This window comes from Thomasclavelia sp. (genome assembly GCF_047249845.1).
Classification (GTDB): domain Bacteria; phylum Bacillota_I; class Bacilli_A; order Erysipelotrichales; family Coprobacillaceae; genus Thomasclavelia.
This window is the reverse complement of record NZ_JBKTWO010000010.1, coordinates 33,219-59,747: the sequence shown is the minus strand read 5'-3', so window position 1 is coordinate 59,747 and position 26,529 is coordinate 33,219. Positions and strand designations below refer to the sequence as shown.

28 protein-coding genes are annotated in these 26,529 nt (G+C 28.0%); 13 read left to right on the top strand and 15 right to left on the bottom strand.

What is annotated here, in order from left to right; genetic code table 11:
- Position 1 precedes the first annotated feature (1 nt).
- The 12 genes from ACLR9T_RS04250 (at position 2) to ACLR9T_RS04195 (ending at position 11,582) form a co-directional block, all read left to right on the top strand.
- The gene (locus ACLR9T_RS04250) at positions 2-850 is read left to right on the top strand and encodes a polyprenyl synthetase family protein (protein WP_413108290.1); all 849 of its coding nucleotides are present in this window, start codon (positions 2-4) and stop codon (positions 848-850) included.
- On the top strand, positions 850-2,724 hold the full coding sequence (gene dxs, locus ACLR9T_RS04245) for a 1-deoxy-D-xylulose-5-phosphate synthase (RefSeq protein ID WP_413108289.1): 1,875 nt from the start codon (positions 850-852) through the stop codon (positions 2,722-2,724). Before ACLR9T_RS04250 ends, dxs begins: the two co-directional genes overlap by 1 nt.
- Positions 2,705-3,505: a TlyA family RNA methyltransferase gene (locus ACLR9T_RS04240; RefSeq protein WP_413108288.1), complete on the top strand. Its 801-nt coding sequence runs from the start codon at positions 2,705-2,707 to the stop codon at positions 3,503-3,505. Before dxs ends, ACLR9T_RS04240 begins: the two co-directional genes overlap by 20 nt.
- 8 nt (positions 3,506-3,513) lie before the next feature.
- Complete coding sequence (gene recN, locus ACLR9T_RS04235) at positions 3,514-5,169, top strand: DNA repair protein RecN (protein WP_413108287.1); 1,656 nt, start codon at positions 3,514-3,516, stop codon at positions 5,167-5,169.
- 53 nt (positions 5,170-5,222) lie between these two features.
- Complete coding sequence (locus ACLR9T_RS04230; RefSeq protein ID WP_413108286.1) at positions 5,223-6,221, top strand: SpoIVB peptidase S55 domain-containing protein; 999 nt, start codon at positions 5,223-5,225, stop codon at positions 6,219-6,221.
- A gap of 79 nt (positions 6,222-6,300) precedes the next feature.
- Positions 6,301-6,978: an AzlC family ABC transporter permease gene (locus ACLR9T_RS04225; protein WP_413108285.1), complete on the top strand. Its 678-nt coding sequence runs from the start codon at positions 6,301-6,303 to the stop codon at positions 6,976-6,978.
- Positions 6,971-7,294, top strand: coding sequence for a branched-chain amino acid transporter permease (locus ACLR9T_RS04220; protein ID WP_413108284.1), 324 nt, complete (start codon positions 6,971-6,973; stop codon positions 7,292-7,294). Before ACLR9T_RS04225 ends, ACLR9T_RS04220 begins: the two co-directional genes overlap by 8 nt.
- 12 nt (positions 7,295-7,306) lie before the next feature.
- Positions 7,307-8,506 carry a DNA polymerase IV gene (locus ACLR9T_RS04215; RefSeq protein WP_413108283.1) on the top strand — a complete coding sequence of 400 codons (1,200 nt, stop codon included), beginning with the start codon at positions 7,307-7,309 and terminating at the stop codon, positions 8,504-8,506.
- Between the two features lie 50 nt (positions 8,507-8,556).
- Positions 8,557-9,120 (top strand): hypothetical protein, encoded by a 564-nt coding sequence (locus tag ACLR9T_RS04210; RefSeq protein ID WP_413108282.1) that lies wholly within the window; start codon positions 8,557-8,559, stop codon positions 9,118-9,120.
- A 51-nt stretch (positions 9,121-9,171) separates the two neighbouring features.
- On the top strand, positions 9,172-10,080 hold the full coding sequence (xerD, locus tag ACLR9T_RS04205) for a site-specific tyrosine recombinase XerD (RefSeq protein ID WP_413108281.1): 909 nt from the start codon (positions 9,172-9,174) through the stop codon (positions 10,078-10,080).
- A gap of 36 nt (positions 10,081-10,116) precedes the next feature.
- Positions 10,117-11,298 carry a phosphopentomutase gene (locus ACLR9T_RS04200; protein ID WP_413108280.1) on the top strand — a complete coding sequence of 394 codons (1,182 nt, stop codon included), beginning with the start codon at positions 10,117-10,119 and terminating at the stop codon, positions 11,296-11,298.
- 11 nt (positions 11,299-11,309) lie between these two features.
- On the top strand, positions 11,310-11,582 hold the full coding sequence (locus ACLR9T_RS04195; RefSeq protein ID WP_412239257.1) for a hypothetical protein: 273 nt from the start codon (positions 11,310-11,312) through the stop codon (positions 11,580-11,582).
- Positions 11,583-11,590: 8 nt separating this feature from the next.
- Here ACLR9T_RS04195 and spo0A read toward each other — a convergent pair whose 3' ends face one another.
- The 8 genes from spo0A to ACLR9T_RS04155 form a co-directional block, all read right to left on the bottom strand.
- The gene (gene spo0A / locus ACLR9T_RS04190) at positions 11,591-12,403 is read right to left on the bottom strand and encodes a sporulation transcription factor Spo0A (RefSeq protein ID WP_412239254.1); all 813 of its coding nucleotides are present in this window, start codon (positions 12,401-12,403) and stop codon (positions 11,591-11,593) included.
- A gap of 408 nt (positions 12,404-12,811) precedes the next feature.
- A complete protein-coding gene (purF, locus tag ACLR9T_RS04185) occupies positions 12,812-14,233 on the bottom strand; it encodes an amidophosphoribosyltransferase (protein WP_413108279.1) in 1,422 nt (473 codons plus the stop codon).
- Between the two features lie 61 nt (positions 14,234-14,294).
- A complete protein-coding gene (locus ACLR9T_RS04180; RefSeq protein ID WP_413108278.1) occupies positions 14,295-16,022 on the bottom strand; it encodes a GNAT family N-acetyltransferase in 1,728 nt (575 codons plus the stop codon).
- Positions 16,023-16,033: 11 nt separating this feature from the next.
- On the bottom strand, positions 16,034-17,263 hold the full coding sequence (locus ACLR9T_RS04175; RefSeq protein WP_413108277.1) for an ATP-binding protein: 1,230 nt from the start codon (positions 17,261-17,263) through the stop codon (positions 16,034-16,036).
- 45 nt (positions 17,264-17,308) lie between these two features.
- Positions 17,309-18,673 (bottom strand): PFL family protein, encoded by a 1,365-nt coding sequence (locus ACLR9T_RS04170; protein ID WP_413108276.1) that lies wholly within the window; start codon positions 18,671-18,673, stop codon positions 17,309-17,311.
- A 14-nt stretch (positions 18,674-18,687) separates the two neighbouring features.
- Positions 18,688-18,960: an ACT domain-containing protein gene (locus tag ACLR9T_RS04165; protein ID WP_413108275.1), complete on the bottom strand. Its 273-nt coding sequence runs from the start codon at positions 18,958-18,960 to the stop codon at positions 18,688-18,690.
- Positions 18,961-19,080: 120 nt separating this feature from the next.
- On the bottom strand, positions 19,081-19,416 hold the full coding sequence (locus ACLR9T_RS04160; RefSeq protein ID WP_413108274.1) for a PTS sugar transporter subunit IIB: 336 nt from the start codon (positions 19,414-19,416) through the stop codon (positions 19,081-19,083).
- An 86-nt stretch (positions 19,417-19,502) separates the two neighbouring features.
- Positions 19,503-19,817: a PTS sugar transporter subunit IIB gene (locus ACLR9T_RS04155; RefSeq protein WP_413108273.1), complete on the bottom strand. Its 315-nt coding sequence runs from the start codon at positions 19,815-19,817 to the stop codon at positions 19,503-19,505.
- 221 nt (positions 19,818-20,038) lie between these two features.
- On the opposite strand from ACLR9T_RS04155, the gene ACLR9T_RS04150 reads away from it, so the two are divergent.
- Positions 20,039-20,584: a metallophosphoesterase family protein gene (locus ACLR9T_RS04150; RefSeq protein WP_413108272.1), complete on the top strand. Its 546-nt coding sequence runs from the start codon at positions 20,039-20,041 to the stop codon at positions 20,582-20,584.
- Positions 20,585-20,601: 17 nt separating this feature from the next.
- Here ACLR9T_RS04150 and ACLR9T_RS04145 read toward each other — a convergent pair whose 3' ends face one another.
- From ACLR9T_RS04145 to yhbY, 7 genes are all read right to left on the bottom strand, one after another.
- Positions 20,602-20,931, bottom strand: a complete 330-nt coding sequence (locus tag ACLR9T_RS04145) for a helix-turn-helix domain-containing protein (protein ID WP_092351262.1) — start codon at positions 20,929-20,931, stop codon at positions 20,602-20,604.
- 116 nt (positions 20,932-21,047) lie between these two features.
- A complete protein-coding gene (locus ACLR9T_RS04140) occupies positions 21,048-23,381 on the bottom strand; it encodes a DUF3656 domain-containing U32 family peptidase (protein WP_413108271.1) in 2,334 nt (777 codons plus the stop codon).
- Between the two features lie 4 nt (positions 23,382-23,385).
- A complete protein-coding gene (locus ACLR9T_RS04135; RefSeq protein ID WP_413108270.1) occupies positions 23,386-24,075 on the bottom strand; it encodes a 5'-methylthioadenosine/adenosylhomocysteine nucleosidase in 690 nt (229 codons plus the stop codon).
- On the bottom strand, positions 24,076-24,798 hold the full coding sequence (locus ACLR9T_RS04130; protein WP_413108269.1) for a class I SAM-dependent DNA methyltransferase: 723 nt from the start codon (positions 24,796-24,798) through the stop codon (positions 24,076-24,078).
- Complete coding sequence (gene rsfS, locus ACLR9T_RS04125) at positions 24,798-25,142, bottom strand: ribosome silencing factor (RefSeq protein WP_413108268.1); 345 nt, start codon at positions 25,140-25,142, stop codon at positions 24,798-24,800. Before rsfS ends, ACLR9T_RS04130 begins: the two co-directional genes overlap by 1 nt.
- A complete protein-coding gene (locus tag ACLR9T_RS04120; RefSeq protein ID WP_413108267.1) occupies positions 25,135-26,235 on the bottom strand; it encodes a nicotinate-nucleotide adenylyltransferase in 1,101 nt (366 codons plus the stop codon). The genes rsfS and ACLR9T_RS04120 overlap by 8 nt, the downstream gene beginning before the upstream one ends.
- Positions 26,232-26,519, bottom strand: coding sequence for a ribosome assembly RNA-binding protein YhbY (yhbY, locus tag ACLR9T_RS04115; RefSeq protein ID WP_413108266.1), 288 nt, complete (start codon positions 26,517-26,519; stop codon positions 26,232-26,234). The genes ACLR9T_RS04120 and yhbY overlap by 4 nt, the downstream gene beginning before the upstream one ends.
- Between the last annotated feature and the right edge of the window lie 10 nt (positions 26,520-26,529).

The following is a 26,529-nucleotide window of genomic DNA, read 5'->3' as shown; positions in this document are numbered from 1 at the left end:
TATGGAAAAATTGATTGATGAGGTAAATAGTAGATTATTACAAATAGTTGGTAATTATCAAGATTCTGTTGTTAAAGATGCTATTAAATATTCATTAATGGCTGGAGGTAAAAGAATTCGGCCTATAATGCTGCTACAGGTAATACGCAGTTATGGTATTGACTATCATGATTATTTAGATGCTGCTTGTGCTATTGAAATGATCCATACTTATTCATTGATTCATGATGATTTACCAGGTATGGATAATGATGATTTAAGGCGTGGTAAACCCACTTGTCATAAAAAATTTGATGAAGCTACTGCTATTTTAGCAGGTGATGGTCTTTTAAATGAAGCAGTTAATGTTATTTTAAAAGCGAACTATAATAATGATTTAAAAATATCTTTATTAGAGGTGCTATATCAGGCAAGTGGAGTTAATGGCATGATTTTAGGACAGGTCTTGGATATGGAGTTTGAAAGTAAAAAAGCCAATCGCCAACAATTAGATTTAATTCATCATCATAAAACAGGTGATTTAATTAGTGCGGCAATGAAAATGGGAGCAGTGATTGGTAATCTTAAAGATATGCCAATTTGGCAAGAAATTGGATATAAGATTGGTTTAGCTTTTCAAATTCAAGATGATATTCTTGACGTTACTGGTAACAGTGCTGTTTTAGGTAAAAATATAGGTAGTGATTTGGAAAATCATAAATCTACGTATGCTTCTTTAATGGGAGTTAATGAATCGCAAATAATAGTGGATCAATATTTTAATGAGGCGACAGAACTTTTATATAAATTAAAAATTAATCACGAATTAATTTTAGAAATAATGGAAAAATTAAAGAAAAGAGTGAAATAATGGATCTAAATAAAATTAAAGATCCCTCTTTTTTAAAAGAGCTGGATATTAGACAATTGAATCAATTAGCCCAAGATATCCGTTATTTTTTAATTAATAACATTTCAAAAACAGGTGGGCATCTTTCAAGTAATCTTGGTGTTGTTGAATTGACAATTGCATTACATTATGTTTTCAATTCGCCTAAAGATAAAATATTATTTGATGTTGGACATCAATCATATGTTCATAAAATACTTACAGGAAGGGCGAATCAATTTAAAACACTACGTAAATATCAAGGGTTATCCGGCTTCCAAAAACGTTGTGAAAGTCCACATGATGTATGGGAAGCAGGACATTCTTCAACTGCATTAAGTGGAGCTGTAGCAATGGCAATTGCTCGAGATTTGGATAATCAAGATTTTAATGTAATTCCTGTAGTTGGAGATGCTGCAATGGTTGGCGGAGAGTGTTTAGAAGCTTTAAATCATTTAGGTTCGATTAATAATAAAGTTATTATTATTTTAAATGATAATCAAATGGCCATTGGTAAAAGTGTTGGTGGATTTGGTGATTTTTTGTCTTCGATTAGACTTAGTGGAACATATAATAATCTAAAGCAGGATTATCGAAATATTACTTCAAAAAATAAAATAGGTAAAATGATTTTTAATGTTTCTAAGCGAGTTAAAGATTTTGTTAAGCATGGTTTGATCGATGATACGATATTTGAGGATTTTGGTGTTGATTATTTAGGACCGGTTAATGGTCATGATTTAGATGATTTAATTAGGGTTTTAAATTTAGCTAAAGTATCCAAAACAAGTGTTGTTGTTCATGTAGTCACAAAAAAAGGGCGAGGTTACCGATATGCTGAAAATGATTATGCTGGTAAGTGGCATGGAATAGCACCATTTAACGTAAATGATGGAACAATAAAAAACCCTGAGCCTAAAGATAAAATCAGCTGGTCTAAATTAGTTGCTGATCATGTTGAAAAGAATATGGCTAAGGATGAAGATATTGTTGCAATTACCCCTGCGATGATACATGGCTCAGCAATGGATGATATTTTCAAACATTATCCTAAGCGTAGCTTTGATGTTGGAATCGCTGAAGAACATGCACTTACTTTTACAGCTGGGTTAGCAGTTGCAAATAAGAAACCATTTATCTCTGTGTATTCATCTTTTTTACAACGAGCTTATGACCAGGTTAATCATGATATTGCAAGGATGGATCTTGGATGTTTGATTTGTGTGGATCGTTGTGGGTTTGTTGGTGCTGATGGTCCTACTCATCATGGAGTATTTGACATGGGTTTTTTAAATCCTTTGCCTAATGTTATTATTTGTACTCCAAGTAATGCAACAGATGCTAAAAGATTTATAAATACATATTTGGTAAATAATGATCATCCTTACATTTTAAGAATTCCTCGCGGTAATATTAAAGATGATAATGTTGGATTTAATGAACTGTTATCAATTGGTAAATGGTCAATTGAAAATATTGAAAACTATGATGTAACAATTATTTGTTATGGACAAAATGTAAATATGATTAGAGATTATTTTACTGACAAAGATATTAAAATTAGATTAGTGGATGCTTTGTTTATAAAACCAATGGATCTTGAGATGCTTGAGCAATTAGTTGATGATAAACCTCTAATTGTTTATGAAACAGAGTTGAAAATAAATTCTTTAGCAAGTAATATTGCGTATTATTATAGTCAAAAAGGGATATTGAAAAAAATTTATAGTTTTGGAGTAGATGATCACTTTTCGGTTCAAGGGAGTATTGAAGAAATTTTAAAAGATGAAGGCTTGGATATGGAATCATTTTATCATAATGTTAAGGAGATAATTGATGAAAAAAGAAAGAATTGATGTTTTATTAGTTGAGCAAGGCTTTTTTGATTCCCGCGAAAAAGCTAAACGAGCTATTATGGCAGGAATCGTTCATGATGATTATGATCGAATTGATAAGCCAGGAACTAAAATTCCAATTGATTCAAATTTATATGTTAAAGGAAATATTATGCCTTATGTATCACGTGGTGGATTGAAGTTAGAACGGGCGTTAAATGAATTTTCTTTAGAATTACATGATAAAATAATGGTTGATATTGGAAGTTCAACTGGTGGTTTTACAGATTGCGCTTTACAAAATGGTGCTAAATTGGTATATGCAGTTGATGTGGGGACTAATCAGCTGGTTTGGAAGCTTCGTAATGACCCGCGCGTTATTGTAAAAGAGCAGACAAATTTCCGTTATGCAACAAAGGAATTATTTGAGTATGGTTTACCTTCCTTTGCTACAATAGATGTATCATTTATTTCTTTAAAACATATTTTTAATGCTCTAAAAGATATTTTAAGCAATAATCATCAAGTTGTTGCTTTAATAAAACCGCAGTTTGAAGCTGGGCGTGAGGATGTTGGAAAGAACGGAATTATAAAAGATAAAGATGTACATTATCGAGTTATTAATAATGTTATAGAATTTGCTAAAGAAGATGGGTTTATTTTAGAAAAACTTACATATTCACCAATTACAGGTGGAGAAGGTAATATCGAGTTTTTAGGATTATTTGTTAAAAATGGTAAAGAAACTATGATTGATATTAACAATGTTGTTGAAGCTGCACATAATTGTTTTAAAGGGTAGGTGATAATATGTTAGAGAGTATTTATATTGAAAACTTTGCAATTATAGATCGTTTAGAAGTAAATTTCCATGATCATATGACGGTTTTAACTGGTGAAACAGGAGCTGGGAAATCTATTATTATTGATGCGATAGGACAATTAATGGGGAATCGTAGCCAAACAACATTAATTAAAAGTGGTTGTAATGAATCTTTTATTGAAGGAGTTTTTACGATTAATGATAATTCAGATGTTTTAAATAAGTTAAAGGAATATCGAATTGAATATGATGATAAACTAGTAGTATCTAAATCTTTTAATCGTGATAATAAAACAACTATCAAGATAAATTATCGTAATGTTTCTAAACTAGTTCTTCAATCTATTATGAGTGAATTAATTGATATTCATTCTCAATTTGAAACTCATAGTTTATTTGATTGTAATAATCATATAAATATTTTAGATAATTATATTGGAACACCAATTAATACTTTAAAACAAAAATATATCTTAATTTATCATGAATACAAAGAAATACTACAAACTTATCAAAAGACGATTAATGAAGAATTAAGTGATGAACAGCTTGAATATTATCAAAGTCAATTAGATGAAATCAATAGTATTGATCTTACATCGATAGATGAAGAACAGCTTGAGCTAGAGAAAAAACAATTATTAGATTATGAAAAAACGAGTGAAACAATTAATAATTATCGTCAATATATGAGTGGTGAGCGCGGTGCATTAACGTTATTAAATAATGCTATAAATGAATTAGAAAATCTCAGCGAACAACCTGACTATCAGCTGATTTATGAAAAAATCTATGATTTATATTACAATTTAATTGATCTAGATAATGAAGTAATTAGTGAATTTAATAGCAGTGATTTTGATGAATATCGTTTAAATGAAATTCAAGATATTTTATTTAAAATAAATCGTTTGAAGCGTAAATATGGCCAATCAATTCATGCTATTATGAATGCTAAAAATGATTTAGAAAATAAGATTTTAGCTTTTACTAATCGTGAATCATATATCGATGATTTAAAAAAACAATTAGATGAAACATTAAATAAAGCAAATATTCTTGCTGATGAGATAACAAAATTACGTAAGCAAAAAGCTGTTGAATTTACTGATAATGTAATGAATCAATTAAAATCTTTATATCTTGAAAAAGTTTGTTTTGAAATTGATTTTAAAACAAATGATTTACAAAAAAATGGTCAAGATATAGTTACATTTTTAATTGCAACTAATCTTGGACAAACTTTAAAACCATTAAATAAAGTTGCTTCTGGTGGTGAAATGTCAAGAATTATGTTAGCAATTAAAACATTATCATTGTCTTCTAGTTCAATTGAAACAATTATTTTTGATGAAGCTGATACTGGCGTGAGTGGTAAAGTTGCTGAAGCAATTGGTGCTAAAATGAAAATGATTGCAAAAAATCGACAAGTTTTATGTATCACACACTTAGCACAAGTTGCTGCATTTGCTAAAAATCATTATTTGATTGAGAAAACAAATATTGAAAATAATACTAATGTACATATTCGTGAGTTAAACGAAAATGATAGTGTTATGGAAATTGCAAAATTGATTTCTGGAAAAGATATTTCTAATGAATCAATTGAACATGCTAAAAAATTAAAAATGAGTTGTGAATAATTATAAGCATAGTGACCAAACTAGATTGTAACAAATGTTACAAGGAGGTTTCTATGCTTTTTAAAAAGCTAATCCTTTCCTTAGCTGTTGTTTTAGCCATTATCATTAATCCAATTGCTCTTTATGCAATATCTTTAGTACCTGGTGGTGATTCAATTGGAATTGATTTAAATTACCAAGGTGTTGTAATAACAGGTGGATATAAGATTAAAGCAGGAAATACAACTTATGATCCACTTGCAAAAGATTTTAAGGCTGGCGACATGATTGTTGAGATAAATGGTCAAAAAGTAGCTAGTATTGATGAATTAACTGAAATTATTAAAGATGGCGGTAGTGAAAAAACTGATTATGATTTAACTATAATCAGAAATGACGAAAAACTACATCGTAATTTACAAGTTGTTTATGAAAATCATGAATTTTCTACTGGCTTATATGTAAAAGATGCCATTAGTGGAGTAGGAACTTTAACATTCTATAACCCTGCGAGTAATACTTTTGGCGCTTTAGGACATGCAATGAGTGATACTAAACTTAGTAGTAGTGAATTAATTCAATCTGGTAATATTTTTGAAAGTAAAGTTACTAGTATAAAAAAAGCTACTTCTAATAGTTCTGGTAATAAAATTGCAGACATTTCTAATGTTGAAATAGGTAGTATAAACAGCCATAATCAATTCGGTATTTATGGAACTTATAATTATGATATTTCTAAAAGAGATGCGCTTGAAACGGCAAATATTGATGAAATCAAATTAGGAAAAGCATATTTTTTAACAGTATTAAATGGTCAAGAAATTCAAAAATGTGAGATTGAAATTACAAAGTTAAATGACCAAGATACAGTTAAAGAAAAGGGAATTGAATTTAAAGTAACTGATCAGAATGTTATTAACAAAGCAAATGGTATTGTTCAAGGGATGAGTGGGTCACCGATTATTCAAGATGATAAAATTATTGGTTGTGTTACCCATGTGTCCGGAAATAATCCCATGACAGGTTTTGGATTGTACATTGAGTGGATGCTTGAAATGGATAAACAAGGATAACAAAGGTGCCCAAAAGGCACCTTTTGTATTTTCATGTAGATGTTTTTTTAGTATAATAGATACATTGGAGGGATATTTGATGAAATTTATGTTAATTAAAAAGGCATTTAAAGAAAGTATTCCTGTGATGATGGGGTATTTGGTATTAGGGTTTGCTTTTGGAGTACTGCTTGTTAGTAAAGGGTATCCTATCTATTATTCATTTATTATGAGTGTTTTTATTTATGCTGGAAGTATGCAGTTTGTTACTATTTCTCTATTAACTGCAAAAAGTACAGTTTTAAATGCTTTTATAATGACATTGATGGTAAATGCAAGACATTTGGTTTATGGATTATCAATGTTAAATAGATTTAGTGGAATGAAAGCATTAAAACCATATATGATTTTTTCATTAACAGATGAGACTTTTTCATTATTAGTTAAAGATGATAAACAAAATAAATATATCAGTTTTTTTATTAGTCTATTTGACCAGTGCTATTGGGTCATTGGTTCCTTAATTGGGGCTAGTCTTGGAACAACAATATCATTTGATAGTAAAGGATTAGAGTTTTCAATGACTGCACTCTTTGTAGTAATTGTTATTGAGCAAATTAAAAATAATAAAAATCATTGGGCAACTATAATTGGGTTTGTTATTACTATAATTTCTTTATTAATCTTTGGTAAAGAAAATTTTGTGATTATATCTTTAATAGGAATAGTTTTGATTTTATTAATTAAAAGAAAAGATTTGGAGAATAAATATGAATAATGATTTGAAAATAATTATAGTTGTTGCTTTAGGTACCATTATAACGAGAGCTTTGCCTTTTATTGTTTTTAATGATCCTAAAAAGAAACCTATTATTGTAGATTATTTAGGTAAAGTATTACCATATTCAATCATGGCAATGCTAGTAGTGTATTGTTTGAAAGAAATTAATTTATTTAACTCAAATCATGGTTTACCAGAAATAATTGCTGTATCAATAACTGTGATCACACATTTATTAAAAGCTAATACATTATTATCTATTATTGTTGGAACAATAAGTTATATGATTTGTGTACAATTGATTTTTGTTTAGGAGGATTAATTAATGCAGATAATCTTTCATATAGATTTAAATGCTTTTTATGCTAGTGCTGAAATTTCACGTAATCCTGAGTTAGAAGGTAAGCCACTTGTTATTTCTGGAAAATCTAAACGGAGTATTATAACTACTGCTTCTTATGAAGCGCGAAAACTTGGAATTCATTCTGCAATGCCTTTGTTTCAGGCATATCAAAAATGTAAAAATTTAATTGTGTTACCAGCTGATTTCGAATTATATCATCGTTTGTCAAATGAATTTTTTAGTATTGTTTCTTCATATAGCGAGATGCTGGAGGTCGCAAGTATTGATGAATGTTATGTTGATGTTACAAAAATAATTCAAGATAAAAACTGTCATCCTGTTGAATTAGCAAGAAAGATACAAAATGATGTTTATGAACAATTAAATTTGAAATGTTCGATTGGAATCTCACCAAATAAATTTTTAGCAAAAATGGCTAGTGATATGAAAAAACCAATGGGAATCACTGTATTGACACGTTCAAATTTAAAAGAGCTAATGTGGCCTTTAGATATTAAAGATATGTTTGGGATTGGTAAAAAGACTCAGCCACGCTTAAGAGAAGTTGGAATTACAACAATTGCTGATATTGCAAATTATGATAACTATAATAAGTTAAGACAAATTATTGGAAAAAATGCTTTATTACTGTATCGCAAGGCTAATGGTATTGATAATAGAGTTGTTGATACTAAACATAATGAATTAAAATCTGTTGGGAATTCTACTACTTTGCCACATGATACATTAGACGAAATTGTTTTACAGGATACTTTAAAACAATTGGCTAGGCAGGTTTCTATGCGGGCAATAAAAAGGAATCTTATCTCTAATTCTATTTCTATTACGATTAAATATACTCGATTTGAAAGTATCAATCGACAAACTACGGTTAATTCTTATATTAATGATTATGAAAATATTCTTTCTACTGCAAAGATGCTTTTTGATGCACATTATGATGGACGTCCAGTACGTCTTTTAGGAATTAGTTTAAATAATACGATTAATAAGAAAAATTATAAAGAACAATTAAATATTTTTGATTCTATTGATAGTACTGAAAAAGATGAAAATTTACAAACTGTTATAGAAAATATTAATAGTAAATATGAAAAAATAATAATTTCTAAAGCTTCAGATATTTCTAAAAAAAATATTCAAAAAAAATACTTAAAATAAATGAATAAAATAATTTCTAGCTCATAAGTTATATAAACGGAGGACTACTTATGGGCATTTTAAATAAAATTTTTAAAAACGAAAAATTACTAATAAATATTTTTTCTTTTATTTTATTAGGATGTGGAATTATTTTTGGAATCATTTATTATTTTTATGGTAGTGAGAGTCTGATAGATATGTGTAAATATATATTTTTCTATAAAGATAACGAAATAACAAATAATTATAATTTATATATGATAATTACCGGTGTATACATATTTTTATCATTGCTAATCTCTACTAGTTTTTTAGGAATCATTTTTAATAGTTTTATTATTTTTTCAAAAGGAATGCAATTTACTTTAGCAACTATTTTTTATTTTACATTAAATGATTTTAATATAAGTATGTTTTTTTTAGGGTATATACCACAGTTATTAATTGAATTGATTCTAACATATGTGATTTCGATAATATCCCTTAGATTGTCTTTGAATTGTCTTACAATAACATTTATTACTAGAGAAGTTTTTAATAGTCGTAAAATTATTAATTATATTTTAGATTATGTTATTATAATTTTAATAATTGTAACTATTTCAATGGCTTTTAAGGTTTATGCACTTTAGTTACCTAATTAATCGTGATATAATAGCAATTAAATGAGGTGATAGTTAAATATGGTAATAATTGAAGCTATAAAAGAATATCGTCAATATTTAATCGTTGAAAAAGGACTTAGTAAAAATACAATTATTGCTTATATTAGAGATTTAGAAAAATTTTCTATTTATTTAAATGATAATTTTCAGATTACTCAAATAGATGATCTTTCTAAAGAACATATTCGTTTATATTTAAAAGAATTAGGGAAGACAAATGCTTCAACCTCTGTAGCAAGGAAGTTAGTTTCATTAAGAATGTTTTTTAATTTTTTAATAAAGGAAAAAATTATTGATATTAATATCATAAACAATTTTGATTTGCCTAAAGTAGATAAAAAATTACCTGTGGTATTAAGTATTACTGAGATGCAAGAAATTCTAGAAACTATAGAGATAAATGATCATATCAGTTGTCGTAATCGTTGTATGCTAGAATTAATGTATGCTACAGGACTACGAGTATCAGAATTAATAAATTTAAATGTTAGTTCTATAAATTTATTTATGGGATATATAAAGGTAATTGGGAAAGGGGATAAAGAGCGAATTGTTCCAATTGGTGAAATTGCTAAAAGAATTTTAGATATATATTTAAATAATTATCGTGATCAATTTATAAAAAAAGAATCTTCTCTACTATTTTTTAATAATCATGGGAATAAATTAAGTAGAGAGGAATTTTATATTATTTTAAGGCAAGTTATTGATAAAACTTCTATCAATAAAAAGATTTCACCACATACTATACGTCATAGTTTTGCAACTCATCTTTTAGAAAATGGAGCTGATTTGCGCTCAATTCAAGAGTTATTAGGGCATAGTGATATAAGTACAACAACTATTTATACACATATATCTAATCAAAAAATCAAAACAGAATATCAACAGTTTCATCCAAGAATGAGTAAAAAAAATGAAGGATGACATGAAATGTATTATTTGTAATAAAAGGAGGAAAAAATGAAATATAAGCGTATTTTTTTAATTGTATGTGATTCTTTAGGAATTGGTAATGCAAAAGATGCAAAATCATTTAATGACGAGGGTGCTAACACCTTACAACATATATGCGATTATTGTAATGGTTTAGACTTACCTAATTTAGAAGGATTAGGTTTAGGAAATTTAGGGAATTTTAAGGGTATTTTTCCATTAAAATCACAGTTAGGCTATACTCTTGCATTAAATGAAGTTTCTAATGGAAAGGATACTATGACTGGTCATTGGGAGATGATGGGGTTAAAAACAGAAAAACCATTTGTAACATTTACAGAAACTGGTTTTCCTAGTGAATTTATTAAATTATTTGAAGAAAAAACAGGGCGAAAGTGTGTTGGCAACAAAGCAGCTAGTGGTACTGAAATTCTTGATGAATATGGTGAACATCAAATAAAAACAGGTGATTGGATTGTATATACTTCAGCTGATTCAGTCTTTCAAATAGCGGCTAATGAAGAGATAATTCCACTTCAAGAATTATATGATGCATGTGAGATAGCACGTGAATTAGCCATGGATGAACGCTGGAAAGTAGGGCGAATAATTGCTCGACCATACATAGGTAAAAAAACAGGAGAATTTAAAAGAACATCTAATCGTCATGATTTAGCATTAGCACCTTTTGGCCCAACAGTTTTGGATACTTTAAAAGAATTTAAATATGATGTAATTGGAGTTGGGAAAATTCCTGATATTTTTGTTGATCAAGGCATTACAATGAAAGTAAAAACAGTAAGCAATCAAGATGGTATGAATAAAACTATTGAGTTGACAAAAAACGATTTTACAGGATTGTGTTTTGTTAATTTAGTTGACTTTGATGCTGTTTATGGACATCGAAGAGATCCTGATGGATATGGTAAAGCGATTAAAGAATTTGATAATCAATTGGAAGAATTAATGAGATATTTAAATCATGATGATCTACTAATGATTACTAGTGATCATGGTAATGATCCTACTTATAAAGGTACAGATCATACTCGTGAACAAGTACCTTTGTTAATTTATTCCAAAGAACTTATTAAGCCAAGGCAATTAGAAGAAATGGAATCTTTTGCAGTTATTGGAGCAACTATTGCTGATAACTTTAATATTCCTTTACCATCAATTGGATGTTCAATTTTAAATAAAATAATATAATGGAGAATTTTATGGAAGAAAATAGTAAACGATTAATAGTTATGTCAATTTTAGCATATGCAGTGGGAACTTTTATTCTCGCTGCAGGTCTGCTAACAAAAGCAACTTTAAGTATAACAATATTTTATCTTATTGCTATGGCACTGATAGTATGTGCGATGTTAGCGTTATTTAATAACTATAAAAAAGATAAGCATATTAAACTATATCTTTATTTATTAATGGTAGGTGTTGTTTTTGTTATTATAAATACTGCTGCTTTTTTTAATAATTTGTTTTTATAAAGGAAGTTTTAAACTTCTTTTTTTATTGTATAATCGAGTTTTAAACGTTCTTGAATCCTAAGATTATCAGCAACTAAAGCAATGAATTCTGAATTAGTAGGTTTAGATTTCTTTTTATTCGAAGTGGTTCTAATGATATTATTTATTTCAATACCTCCATCTTGATTCCAGGCAATTCCAATTGCATGACGAATTGCTTTTTCGACTCTAGAAGCAGTTGTGCTATATTGGCAAGCAATTTCTGGATATAATCTCTTTGTTATCTGTCCCAATAATTCAATATCATAGTATACTAGTAAGATAGCAGTTCTAAGATATAAATAACCTTTTATATGAGCAGGTATTCCGACATCCTTAAGTATTGTAGTTATTTCATTTTCCAACTTTACTTTTTTATATTTCTCGGAAGTTTGTCTAACATCAAGTTCTTTAATATTTATATTCATAATTGAATTAACTGTATAAATAAAAGATTGAATACTTATTGGTGCTTTAATACAATATGTAACATCTAAACTATCTAGCAATTCGTATATAACTGGATTATTAAAATGCGATATACAAATAACCTTTTCATATGCATGTTTATTTATCTCTTTTAATTTCTGTAATACACCAATGCCATCAACTTTAGAAAGCATCAAATCAATTATAAAAAGATTACATTTATTATATGATAAAAAATCTATACAGTTTTTTGCATTATCACTTATCCCTAAAATTTTATAATTCTTTAATAATTCTAAATGTTTGCTAATCAAATTAGCTAATTCTTTATTTTCCTCCAAAATATATACTGTATAGCAGTTTGTTTTAATCATCTTTATCCCTCCAAACACTGACAAAATCTATTATAAAGATACAAAAGTAGAAATAAAAGAAACTTTTTTTAATTAATAATATATTTATAAAATTAGAAAACTGATTTACTGATTATCTAAAATATTTCGTTATTTATAGCCGTTAGATAGCGTTTAATAGCGAATAATGGCGAATTTTATTAATTGTTAATATTTTTATATTGAAAGTTATGTATTAAAAAGATATGTTATTACTAAATAAAGGATAAAACAAAAATAACGAATAAATAAGTTAAGTTTTTTGTTATGGTTTATAACAATTCTGATAAATTTAATATTATTTAAATTAATAAATAAATTACATAATATACATTATGCGAAGTTGAATATGTGATAATAAATAGCAACACCTTATGGTGTTGCTATAGTTTATATCTTACCTTTTTTGATTTTTTCAGTTTCAAATGAATCATATAAATTAGTAACATATTCACCATTAAAGCACGCTAAACACAGGCTGCATTTATGTTCTTCTTTATTATAATGAATAGATTTATCAATTCCTTCTTCACTAATAAAGGCTAAAGAATCTGCCTCGATATATTCACATAGTTCTTCAGTAGATAATTTATTAGATATTAGCTCATCGATTGTTGACATATCCACACCATAGAAGCATGGCCATTTAATTGCAGGTGATGCAATTCTTACATGAACTTCTTTTGCTCCGGCTTCTTTTAACAAACGAACTATACGCTTTGAAGTTGTTCCTCTTACAATTGAATCATCAATCATAACAACCCTTTTATTTTTTACAATTGAAGAAACTGCAGAAAGCTTCATTCGTACACCTTGTTCCCTCATTTCTTGGGTCGGCTGGATAAAAGTTCGCCCTACATATTTATTTTTTATTAATCCCATTTCATAAGGAATACCAGATGCTTCAGAATAACCGATAGCAGCAGAAATTGATGAATCAGGAACACCAATTACTAAATCAGCATCTACTGGAGCCTCATTAAATAATTGTTTTCCAGAGAGTTTTCTAGTTGTATGAACATTAATCCCATCTAAATTACTATCAGGACGTGAAAAATATATATATTCCATAGCACATATTTTATCAACCACATCATTTGTATACAGCATTGATTTTAAATTACCATTTTTAACTCTAACTATTTCACCAGGTTCTAGATCACGTACAAATTTTGCTCCAACTACTTCAAATGCACATGTTTCTGATGAAAAAACATATGCTCCATTAGGTAACTGACCCATTGAGATGGGTCTTAATCCATATTTATCACGAGCTACATATAATGCATTTTCTATTAAAATCAAAAAGGCAAATGCTCCATCTAGACGATTCAAAGAGTTGCAAATTCGGTCAATCATCCTGCCCTCTTCGCGCATAATTAAATGTCCTAAGATTTCTGTATCAGAAGTACTAGAAAAAATACTACCTTTTTTTTCTAATTCGGCTTTTAAAAAATTTGCATTAACAATATTACCATTATGCGCAATTCCTAAAGAACCATTTAGAGTTCTAAATAGTAATGGCTGAACGTTAGCAATTCCGCCTCCACCAGCAGTAGAATAACGGACATGCCCAATTGCATAATCACCTTGCATCTTATTAATCTTTTCTTGATCAAAGACATCAGTGACTAATCCTTCACCTTTTTGAATTGATAAAGCATCTTTATCTTTAACGATAATTCCTGCTGCTTCTTGTCCTCGATGTTGCAAACTGTGTAAACCATAATAACACATCGCGGCAGCATGTTCATAGCCACAAACTGCAAAAACCCCACATTCTTCATGTAATTCTTGATCTTTTAATAACATTAATTGCTAACCTCCTTTAATTCCATTACATTTTATAATGCATTAGAGGTATAGTCAATATTTATAAGCATTCATTTATATAAAAATTATTATCTTGACAATTATTTTTTAAAAAATTTGACATCATTGTACATACAAATGTACAATCCCCTGCAATTATAGCTTTTAAGTCACTTTCGATAATTATTTTTTTATTAAAGGTTATAAAATGACCAATCATCATATCTAAATAATTTTGCTCTAAATATATAATTTCTGATATATTAATTGTTGTATCATCTTCATGATATATTGTATAACCAATTGAGTTGTTATTTAAATAAAATATTTCAATTTTTTCATCAAAAGCAACACTTCTAGGTATCAAATAATTTTGGTAATATTCAATACTTCTTTTTCGATAACCAGTATACATCTTACAAAATTGGTCATAAAGATTTAACAGTTTAGCACAATCATAATTTTTTGTGGTTTTAACTGAAAAATCATTTTCATATGAATCTCTATCAATTTCTGTTATCTTATGATAATAATTTTCAGAAAAACCAAATTGATAATATAATTCTGGATGATATGCTTGTAAGATTATTTTAGCATTTTGATATTTTGGAAGTGATAAGACATAGTTCATTAATTTTTTCATTAAACCTTGTTTTTGGTATGTTTTGTTAGTAGCTACCCCTAAAATAAAGTATATATCTTCCTCTTTTCCATCAAAAATAAGTGTATATGGGACAATTTGAAGCATCGATACTACTAAATCGTTATTCTTTAGCACATAGGTATTTTCTTTTTGATAACGGTTCATAAAATAGAAGTTTGTTGATTTTTCATCTTCGTCTTTAAAACTATTACGCCATAAATCTATAATATTGTATAAATCATTATCACTAGCTTGGGTAATAGTCTGATTATTTAAGATAATAGTATATTTTTTTAACAATTTTACTGGATGTAATGCTTTTTTTGCTTTACGTAATGATTCTAAGCCCATATCTTCTTCACGATTTACAAATTCATATTCTTTATAGTTTTGTTCTAAAAAGAATTTCCCAATTGCAACATATAAACCTCTAATATCTTTATTAGCTTTTTCAACATGTATTTGAACAGTACTATGCTTTAACGGAGAACCGATAATAAAGGCTTCTAATTTATTATCAATATAGATACATCCAGTTTTAATATTCAACTCATGGCGATGTACTAATAAATAAACTATTCCAATATATTCAGAAACTACACTTTCTTCAATTCTTCTAGAAAAATCCCACTTTTTTAGACATTGTAAAACATTATCAATATCTTCATCTTCAATTTCTTTATAAATGTAATTAGAATGTTCTTTAAGAAAAGCATTAAAGTGATTACGTCTTTTTTGCATCTTTTTACCAGATAAGGTTTCTAAAGAAACCTTACTATATATATAATCATCAAAATCTTCATCATGTAAATATAAAAATTTATCACCATATAATTCTTCAATTAATGCTTTAGATTTTTCTACTGCCAAATCAATTCTAAAAGTAAAATTATGTTTATTAGCGTATTCTAGCATATATTCTAAGGCATCCTGATAATACTCTGGTTTACAAAATGGCATAGCAAAAAACTTTTCATTCATATAAGTATGTAACATGATTAGATAGTTTTCTTTAATTTCATAAAAAATTTCATATTCATGATCCCACATCATCATTGTTACAAAATTAGAATTATAGCCCTCGTAGTTAGCATCATCTAAATATGTTTTAATTTTGTTGTAATCTTTCAATAATAATTTTTGCATATAACTCCTATTTATCTTCCTAGCATTGCATTAATAAACTGTTTAGCTGTTCTTCCTGAAAAACCACCATAACGAATTTCCCAGGTTAAAGCTTTTTGATGTAACTCTTCTTGAGAAATTTGAAGATTGTATTGTTTTGCTAAACCATCTACAATCTCAAGATAGTTTTGACGATTTGGATGAGTATATAATATTTTTACCCCAAATCTTGAACTTAATGATGTTTTTTCTTGTTTTGCATCATTTACATTAACTTCATCTTGATCTTGACGATCGCTCCAAGTCTGTTTAACTAAATGACGACGGTTACTAGTTGCATAAATTAAAATATTATCAGGCTTCTTTTCTAGTCCCCCTTCTATCACAGCCTTTAAATATTTATATTCTATTTCAAATTCTTCAAATGATAAATCATCCATAAATAGAATAAATTTATAATTTCGTGACTGTAGCTCCTGTATTATACTAGGTAAATACTTAAATTGATGTTTATAAATTTCTATCATCCGTAATCCATCTTTATAGTATTCGTTTAACAACGCTTTTATACTGCTTGATTTACCAGTTCCACTATCGCCATATAGAAGTACATTATTGGCTTTTTTTCCAGCTAAAAATGCTTCGGTATTTTGGGTAAGTTTTTGTTTTTGACTTTTATATCCAATTAATTGATCTAATCGTCCATTACCTATATGTATTATAGGACGAATTTCATTGTTTTCATAACGAAATGCTTTATTTAATCCAAATTTTCCTACACCATAAGTTATAAAAAACTTTTTTAAAGTATCATAAAATTCATCAACGTCTCTACAATTACTTAAGTTATCTTGTAGAGAGCTTGAAACCTCAAATAATTCTTGATTAATAATAGGTTTTGATGGAACAAAATTAGTAATTAAATTTTGTTGTAATGGCGGTAAACAACTAAAATCAGTATTAAACATTTTAAAGATTATTCTAAAGTCGTTTATAACAATAGCTCTTAAATTTATTGCAATGTCATGTTTTCTTTCTAATGCTAATGTAAAAGAATTTTCATTATTTATTAATAAATTTGTTAATAAACTATTAAACAAATTACCATATAAATTATATTTTTCAGCTAATCTTATTAATAAAGAAACAAAACAATTAGCATTATTTAAATTGTTATTTTTAATAATTTCATCATATAATTCAAAGCATATTTTAATATCCTCATTTTTATACAATGGATTAAAAACAATTAAGTCATTCATAATTATATTCCTTTCTAAATAATTAAAAAGACGAAAATTCGCCTTTTAATTTTTAAAACTATGTATAGGTGCTGGGATTCGTCCACCACGATTAATAAATTCGGCACAACCAAATTTATTTACTGGCATAATTGGCGCATAGCCTAATAATCCACCAAATTCTACTACTTCTCCTACTTCTTTACCTATTACAGGAATGATTCTAACTGCAGTAGTTTTTTGATTAATCATTCCAATAGCCATTTCATCAGCTATGATACCTGAAATAGTACTGGTTTCCACGTTTCCTGGAATTGCAATCATATCAAGACCAACTGAGCAGACACATGTCATAGCTTCTAATTTTTCAAGTGTTAATGCTCCTCTATTAACAGCATCAATCATTCCTTGATCTTCACTAACTGGAATAAATGCTCCACTTAATCCTCCAACATACGAAGAAGCCATAACGCCTCCCTTTTTAACTTGATCGTTTAATATAGCAAGAGCAGCAGTTGTACCAGGAGCACCAACACTATCTAACCCCATTCCCTCAAGACAATCAGCAATACTATCACCGATTGCAGGAGTAGGCGCTAGTGATAAATCAATAATGCCAAATGGGATTCCTAATTTTTCTGATGCTTCCAAAGCAACTAACTGACCAACTCGAGTAATCTTAAATGCTGTTTTTTTAATAATTTCGCATAATTCACCAAAATCTTTACCTTTGGCATTTTCAATAGCATTTTTAACTACACCTGGACCACTAACTCCAACATTAATAACTGCATCTGCTTCACTAACACCATGAAAAGCTCCAGCCATAAATGGATTATCATCAGGGGCATTACATAAAACAACTAGTTTAGCACACCCTATTGAATCATTATCTTTTGTTAAAGCTGCAGTTTCTTTGATTATTTCTCCCATCAATTTAACAGCATCCATATTAATACCTGTTTTGGTTGAACCGACATTAACAGAACTGCACACATTACTAGTTACTTTCATAGCTTCAGGAATAGATCTAATCAATAGTTCTTCTGCTTTCGTCATTCCTTTTGATACAACTGCACTATATCCACCAATAAAATTCACTCCAGTTTCATGAGCACATTTGTCTAAAACTTTAGCAATTTTAACAAAATCATTTGTTGTTTTACAAGCATTTGAACCAACAAAACCAATTGGTGTTACTGAAATTCGTTTATTAACAATAGGTATTCCGTATTTCATCTCAATCTGTTTACCTGTTGACACTAAATCTTTTGCTAAAGTTGTAATCTTTTTATAAATATTTTCGCATAAAACGTCAATATCATGATCCATACAATCTAATAAACTGATACCTAATGTAATAGTTCTTACATCAAGATTTTCTTGTTCAATCATTTTATTTGTTTCTGCTACTTCAAATAAATTAATCATTTTGCTAATTCTCCTTAAATACGATGCATTTTATTAAAAATGTCTTCGTGTTGTAATTTGATATTCACACCAATTTCTGCACCTAATTTATTTAATTCTTCACAGATAGTACCAAATTCATCAGTAATTGAACTTAATTCTACAATCATCATCATATTAAAATATTCCTGAATAATAGTTTGCGAAATATCTAAAATATTAACTTGTTTAGATGCTAAATATGTACATACATTAGCAATAATTCCAACCTGATCTTTACCTACTACTGTAATAATCCCCTTTTGCATACAATAACCTCCTAATTATTTAGGTTATTATAGCATAATTGTATACGACAAAAAAGAGCAAAATTAAATAAATTTCTAACCTAAGATATATTGTACTAAAAAAGAGACTGTAGTTCAGTCTCATATATTAATAGTAGATTGTTTATTCATTAATTTTTTAGCAAAATCGTAAACAGCTTTACCATCCATCATTCCATAATCTTTCATTTCGATTACATCAAAAGGAATTTTTTTACCTGTTTCTTCAATAGCTTTTTCTACTTCTGATTTGGCATATCTTACTTGTGGTCCAAGTAAGATACAGTCAACAGTACTAATAATTTTTTCACCTTCAGTAAAAGGTAAAGCAAAAATCTCTACTTCGTCTCCTAATTCCTGTGCTGCCTTGACCATTTTGGTTACTAATAAACTAGTAGACATTCCAGCTGCACATATTAACATAATTCTTGTTTTCATTCTCTTTTTCTCCTTTATTGCATACATATAAAAAGGGCATTATAAAAAAACGCCCGTTTTCCCATTTTTAGTTTAATTCAGCTTTATTAACCAATCATTTTCATTGCTGTATCGAATACAGCTTTACCATTCATTGTCCCGTAATCTCTCATATCAATAACATCTACAGGAATAGCCCCAGCTTTACGTCCAGCAGCTAGTTTTTCAATAGCAGCTTTTTGAAATCTAACTTGTGGCCCAAGTAAGATACAGTCAACTTCTTCTAATACTCTTGGAGCATCAGAAAAAGGTAAAGCGAAAATTTTACATTCAACACCAGCTTCTTTAGCAGCGCCTTCCATTTTTGTTACTAACAAGCTAGTAGACATACCAGCTGAACACACTAATAAAATAGTTTTCATATTAATATACACTCCTTTTTTCTACTTGTTATAATTTTACAACGAATATTGTTAGATGTAAACACTTTCTTAAATCTTTTTTTCCTTAATCAATTGATTTTAGGCCATCTTTCCACTATAATTTTAATAATATAATTTACTACTTTAGATATTGTTTTTTATTAAATAAAGTAATATATTTTGTTGATGTACTAAAATTATTAACAAAGGAAGTGAAATATATGCAGCTTTTGATCATAAGTGATACCCACTTACAAAATGATCTTTTAAAAAAAATAACTAATCACTATCCTGAGATGGATTATTATATCCACTGTGGGGATTCTTCGCTAGAAAAAAACGATCCGCTTTTAAAAAAGTATCTTGTTGTTAAAGGAAATCATGATAAACCAGGTGCATTTAATACAAATATAATTTTTAAAGTTGAAAATTACAATTGTCTAATTACTCATGGTAATAATTTTAATATTTATTATGGAACTGAAGAATTAGTATCATATATGAAAAAAAATAATCTTGATATTGCTTTTCATGGACATACTCATGTACCAGCTTACAGTATAGTTGATAATAAATTGATTATTAATCCTGGTAGTGTAATGATAAATCGCGGTAGTTATGGCTTTGGAACATATGCAGTTGTTAAAATTATTAGGAATTATGTTGATGTTAAATTTTATCATAGTATTACTTTTGAGGAGTGCGGTGAAGAAATATTAAATGAAGGAATATTGATGTTAGAAGAATTTAAAAAAATAATAAAATAAGGTGAAAAATTTTCACCTTATTTTTCTCTTTCTTCATTACGTTTGCGCTTATATTCAATAATGAACATGACTTCTTTTAAATCCTCATCCGGTAATTCTGTCAAAAGTCGAGCGATATTAGCAATATTATAATAATCATATTTTTTACCACTCATGATTTCTTCAACACTACGACCATACAAATTAGAAAAAATTCTAAGTTCACCAACTGTTATATCTCTTTTTCCATTTTCAATGTCAGAGATAGCAGAATGTGGCACTTTTAAATACTTAGCTACTTCTTTTTGTGTAAGGTGTTTGAAATTTCGATAGGACTTTAATCTGGCTGCTAAATCTTTATCTATCATCTCCATATACCTCCAATAAATAAATTTTAGCATTTTCCTTACTAATCTTCAATAAAATTTTGAATTTTTATAATTTATTTCGACAAAATATAATAATAATTTATAAATTTTGATAATTAATCATTATAATAACCACTTGTATACTTAACAAAAGTGGGTATTTGTCTATTTTTGCCAGATAAGATACATTTAAACTCATTAAAGATCATTCTTGATGTTTTAGCATCTTCATTTAAAAAAGATAAGAGGATATAATCAACTTTCAAATTATCAAGGTTTTTAATATAGATACAATTATTATTATAAATTAAATTATTACATAACTCGTCAGTTAGAATTTCAAATTTTTCACCTTTACGATCAACTAATTTGTAGTCCCCGTTTTTACACATGTTACATCCTATTTTCTTCTTTTTGTAGTAATGGTCACTAATTAAACAATGTTTTAAATGCATATTTATAGTTTTACCATAAGCTACCATAGTTATGTTTTGAGTAATATTAGTTAAATTGTTAATTTGTTTTTTACTCATTTCTAAAGATAAAATGGTATTATAATTTTTGAAATGTTCTAAGGCATAGCTATTATAAAGGTTAAATGTTGTATCTAAAATACAGTTTTTATCATTAAATATTTTTAAAGCACCATAATCACCAATTAAAATTTCATCTACTTCTTGATATATATCACTGTTTTTAAAATTCATTAATTGTTTTTCGTTATTTAAAAAATTAGTGAATGGAATAATTTTTTTCTGATGTTTTTTGGCTAATTGAATTGCTTCATTTAGATATTTTGATAAAGGGAAATAATATCCTATAATATCTTGATCAATTAAAGCCTTTAACTGTATTAGTGAGTGAACTTTGACATATATTCCTTTAATTGTTTTATTGCTAGAGATTTTACTATTTTCTATTATATTGGTATTATGTTTTTTAGCTGAGGTTAGTATAATAATTAAGTTATCAATTGCTTTTCGACGCATTTCATTGATTTCTTTGAGACTGAAAAAAGCATTTTGAGGAAATTCCACATTAATCTTGTCAGCTTTAAAAATTGTGTTTCCAAGTTTTGCTAATTGATTCTTGATACGTTCCTTTGTTAAAGGGGCATTAGTTGCAGCTTCAATTATTTGATTTGATTTAATTTCCACTATTTTATCTTGATAATAGATTTTAAGCGTTGGATAGTTATTTATTTGACCACTGAAATACATTGCAATTGGATTTTTAATCTGTTCTTTTTGATAGCTTATTTGTGCTTTTTCAATCAATTCAATATCAATTATTTTATAAACAGATTCACCTTTTTTTACAGGTGTATTCAATTCTATTTCCACAATACTATTTTTATAAGCTTGATTTACTAATTTTTGATTTAAGAATAGTTTGGTAATTGTTCTAATAAAATCAGTATTTTTAAAACTGATACGATCCCCTTGTTTTACTTTATTTAACAACTTTATTTTGACTATTTTTCTTTTTTTATCATAATCTACTACAGTTCCTAAATCAATCCCGCGATTACCTGGATAGTCTTTAGCCATAAAATCATTGTCATGCAACAAATAACCTTTTGTAAAACCACGATTAAACATTTGTTTCATTTCAATTATTCGATTAGTTACATCATTTAACTTTTGTTTTTTTAAATAAGTATCAATTGCTTCACGATATTGTTTTACAATAATAGCCACATATTCAGGGCGTTTCATTCTACCTTCTATTTTAAAAGATGTAATTCCAGCTTCAATTAAATCACCGATATTGTCTAGCGTGCATAAATCTTTAGGTGATAATAAATAGCTTGGTACATGATCAAGATTTTTTCCATCTTTTTCTAATTTATAAGCTAATCTACATGGTTGGCCACATGTTCCTTTATTACCACTTCTTTTAGCAATCATACTAGACATTAAACATTGACCAGAATATGACATACAAAGAGCGCCATGAACAAATACTTCTATATCTAAATCAGTATTATTACAAATATTTTTTATCTCTTCAATACTGTTTTCACGAGCTAAGACGATTCTATCAACTTCAAGTTCTTCAAAATATTTAACTGCAGGAAGATTGTAAATGCTTGTTTGAGTTGACATATGTATTTCAAAATCAGGAAAATATTTTTTCACAAAATACATTAAACCAATATCTTGAATGATTAGAGCATCAACGTTTATTTCTGCTAAAAACAAAAGATAATCTTTTAAATCTTCAAATTGATTATCTTCATATAGCGTATTAACTGTTACATATATTTTAACATTCCTTAAATGACCATAAATAACAGCTTTTTTTAATTCTTCACGGTTAAAATTAGTAGCGAAAGCTCGAGCGCTAAATTCATTTCCACCTAAATAAATTGCATTGGCACCATTTTGAACTGCTGCAATCAAGGCTTCATAACTACCAGCTGGAGCTAATAATTCTATCTCTTTCATCTATCTAATCCTTAATCAAAGCAACGCACATCATAGCTGAGGCTTTAGCTGCTTTTTTTAAATATTCATCAAATTGAACTGTTGAATCACCTTTACCAAAAATATCACTTAATGAACGAATGACAATAAATTTTGTTTTAAATTTATAACATGTTTGACCAATAGCAGCAGCTTCCATTTCACAACATCTAGCATTCTTAAAATTATCTTTTATATAATTAGCAGTTTTGTTATCAGCAACAAATTTATCTCCAGAAACAATTAAACCAATTTCATAATTAAGCTCTAATTTTTCTAAAAATGTTTTAGCTTTTTTTATTAAATTTTCATCAGCTTTGATTCGAGGTGGTAAACCAGGCACTTCACCTAGTATCCGGTTAGGAAATGCAGTAATATCAAAATCATATTGACACACTTCATTAGAAATAACAATATCACCAACTTCTTGTTCTAAACAAAGTCCTCCAGCAGAACCTATATTTATAACCATGTCAATTTGATAATTAGTTAATAATAAAGTGGTACAGATAGCAGCATTAACTTTTCCAACTCCACCTTGTAATAATACTACTTCCTTGTTTTCAATCATACCTTGATAAAAGATACAGTCAAGAATACTTTTTGTATCAGTAATGTGCATGTATTCTTTGATAGCAGCTACTTCTTCTTCCATTGCACCAATTATTCCAATCATTTACTTACCATCCCTTCTTTTATGACAGATAAAAATAATTCTTTGTGATTCATCGTAATATTTTTCAAATTCACCATAGTATTCAATATCATTAAATCCAACTTCTTTAAGCATTATTAAATATTCTTCAATGCTATAAGTTTGTTGAAGATGAATCTCTTTTATGTGTTCATTATTTTCTTTATCAATTATTTCTACAAAGTGTTCAACTTTTCCAATAGCAATTTTTTTAACTGACCACTTGAAATAAAAGTCATCTGCATCTTCTTCTTCAAAATAACCATCAAGAATATAATCCATTTTATAAAGACTATCCACATCAAAAATGAAAGTACCATTATATTTTAAAGATTCATAAACATTTTTAAAAGTTTGTAATACTTTTTTCTTACTTAAAACGTAATTGATTGAATCACAGAGACACAAGATCAAATCTACTTCTTTATCTGTTTTAAAGTCTGTCATATCAACACGTCCCAACATTAAATTAACATTTGCATCTAATGCTTTTAATCGTGCTACTTCTAACATATCTTTTGAAAGATCAGTTGCATATACCTCTTTATTATTTTTAGCGAGTCGAATGGCGATTTCTCCAGTACCACATCCAAGCTCTAAAACACTTTTAAAGTTAGCATGTTCATTAATAAAATTGTAATAATCAAGATAAAACTGTTCATCCATTAAACTATCATAATAATAAGCAAAATTTTCATATGACATTATTTTAAATACCCTGAAACATCAATTCTTGGCATATCAGACCATAGTTTTTCTAGATTATAGCTTTCTCTTTCATTCTCATCAAAGATATGCACAATTATATCACCATAATCCATTAATAACCATTTACTATTGCGACGCCCTTCTATTTTTTTAACCTCAAATCCATTTCTATCCATACTTTCTTCAACACTGTCTCTAAGAGCACTCATTAAGCGTTCATTAGTAGCTGAACAAATAACAAATGTATCAAAAATTGGACTGGCCATCTGCATATCAATGGCTACAATATCTTTTGCTAATTTATCATCTAAAGCTTTTGTAATAATTTCTAATTTATTCATTAATATCTCCTTTTACATATCTATTATAAATTTCAAAAAAACAATTATCTATTTTACGATTTTTTTTCATTGAAAAATCATAAAAATCTTTTAAACACAATTTAAATCCAGCGACAACATCACTTTTACATACAGCTATTTCTTTAGAAGAATCAAAATCACGACTTGGATCATATTTATCAGCCTCATATATGCACATATCTAATTTTGACATATTAATTGAAGCAGTTGTATGGTGTCTGATTGCTTGTAAAATTTCTGGATCATCAACTAAATATTCTGTTTTAGCTAAATGTGCTGATAGCCATTGATGCCAAATTGCTTCAGGTTTATCAATATAATTTGGAAAATATTGATTCATTAAAGATAAAGCTTGATCATGTGGCATTTCTTTAGCAATATCATGTAACATTCCAGCAACATATGCTTTTGTTTCATTTAAACCATTACTTTTAGCAATTTCTTTAGCTAGACTTGCCATACTTATAGTATGTAAGTATCTTTTGTTCGACATTTTAGTTTTAACGATTGTTTCCAAATAAATTCCATTAATTACAATATATTTTAAAACTTCAGGTAGTAAAGCATGAAGCTTTCCACTTCTTATATCACTACTTGCATCATCGCTTGCAATTAACTCTAATTTAATAAAATTAAATCTATTTAAATTTTCATTTATTTGATAACCAACTCGTTCAAATACTACTAATGATACTAATTCACTTATTTTTTTTGCATCTTTCCATTTATGAAATAGACTGGCCTGATCCATTCCCATAATAAAATATAGCTGTTCTTTAGGATAGATTGTTTTTAAATAATTTATTGTATCAATAGTATAATTTTTATCATTTCCATCTTGATCAATTTCATAACGACAAATTTCTACATTACGATAACGATGTAGCGCTATTTCCAGCATCTTTAAACGTTGTTCTTTAGTGGCTCCAACTGAATCTTTCCAAGGATTATTTGCCGTAGGAATAACTAATATTTTATCTAGTTGTAACTGTCTTAAGGCTTCCTCGATTACACGAATGTGGGAACGATGGATTGGGTCAAAACTCCCCCCAAAGATTCCAATTTTTATCATGGTAATTTGTATATTCCTTTTTCACTTGGGCGATACAATAAGATCGTTCTTCCTAGTATTTGAACAACATCTGCTTTTGTTTTCATACTGATTTCAATTGCAACCTCATTTTTTGATTCACTACAAGATTCTAAAATCTTTATTTTAATTAATTCATGAGCTTCTAATGCAGCATCAATTCCTTCGATTTGACTTTGATGGACACCATCTTTGCCAATTTGAAAAATAGCATTAAGATTATGACCTAATCCTCTTAAATATCTTTTTTGTTTACCTGTTAACATTTCAATGTTC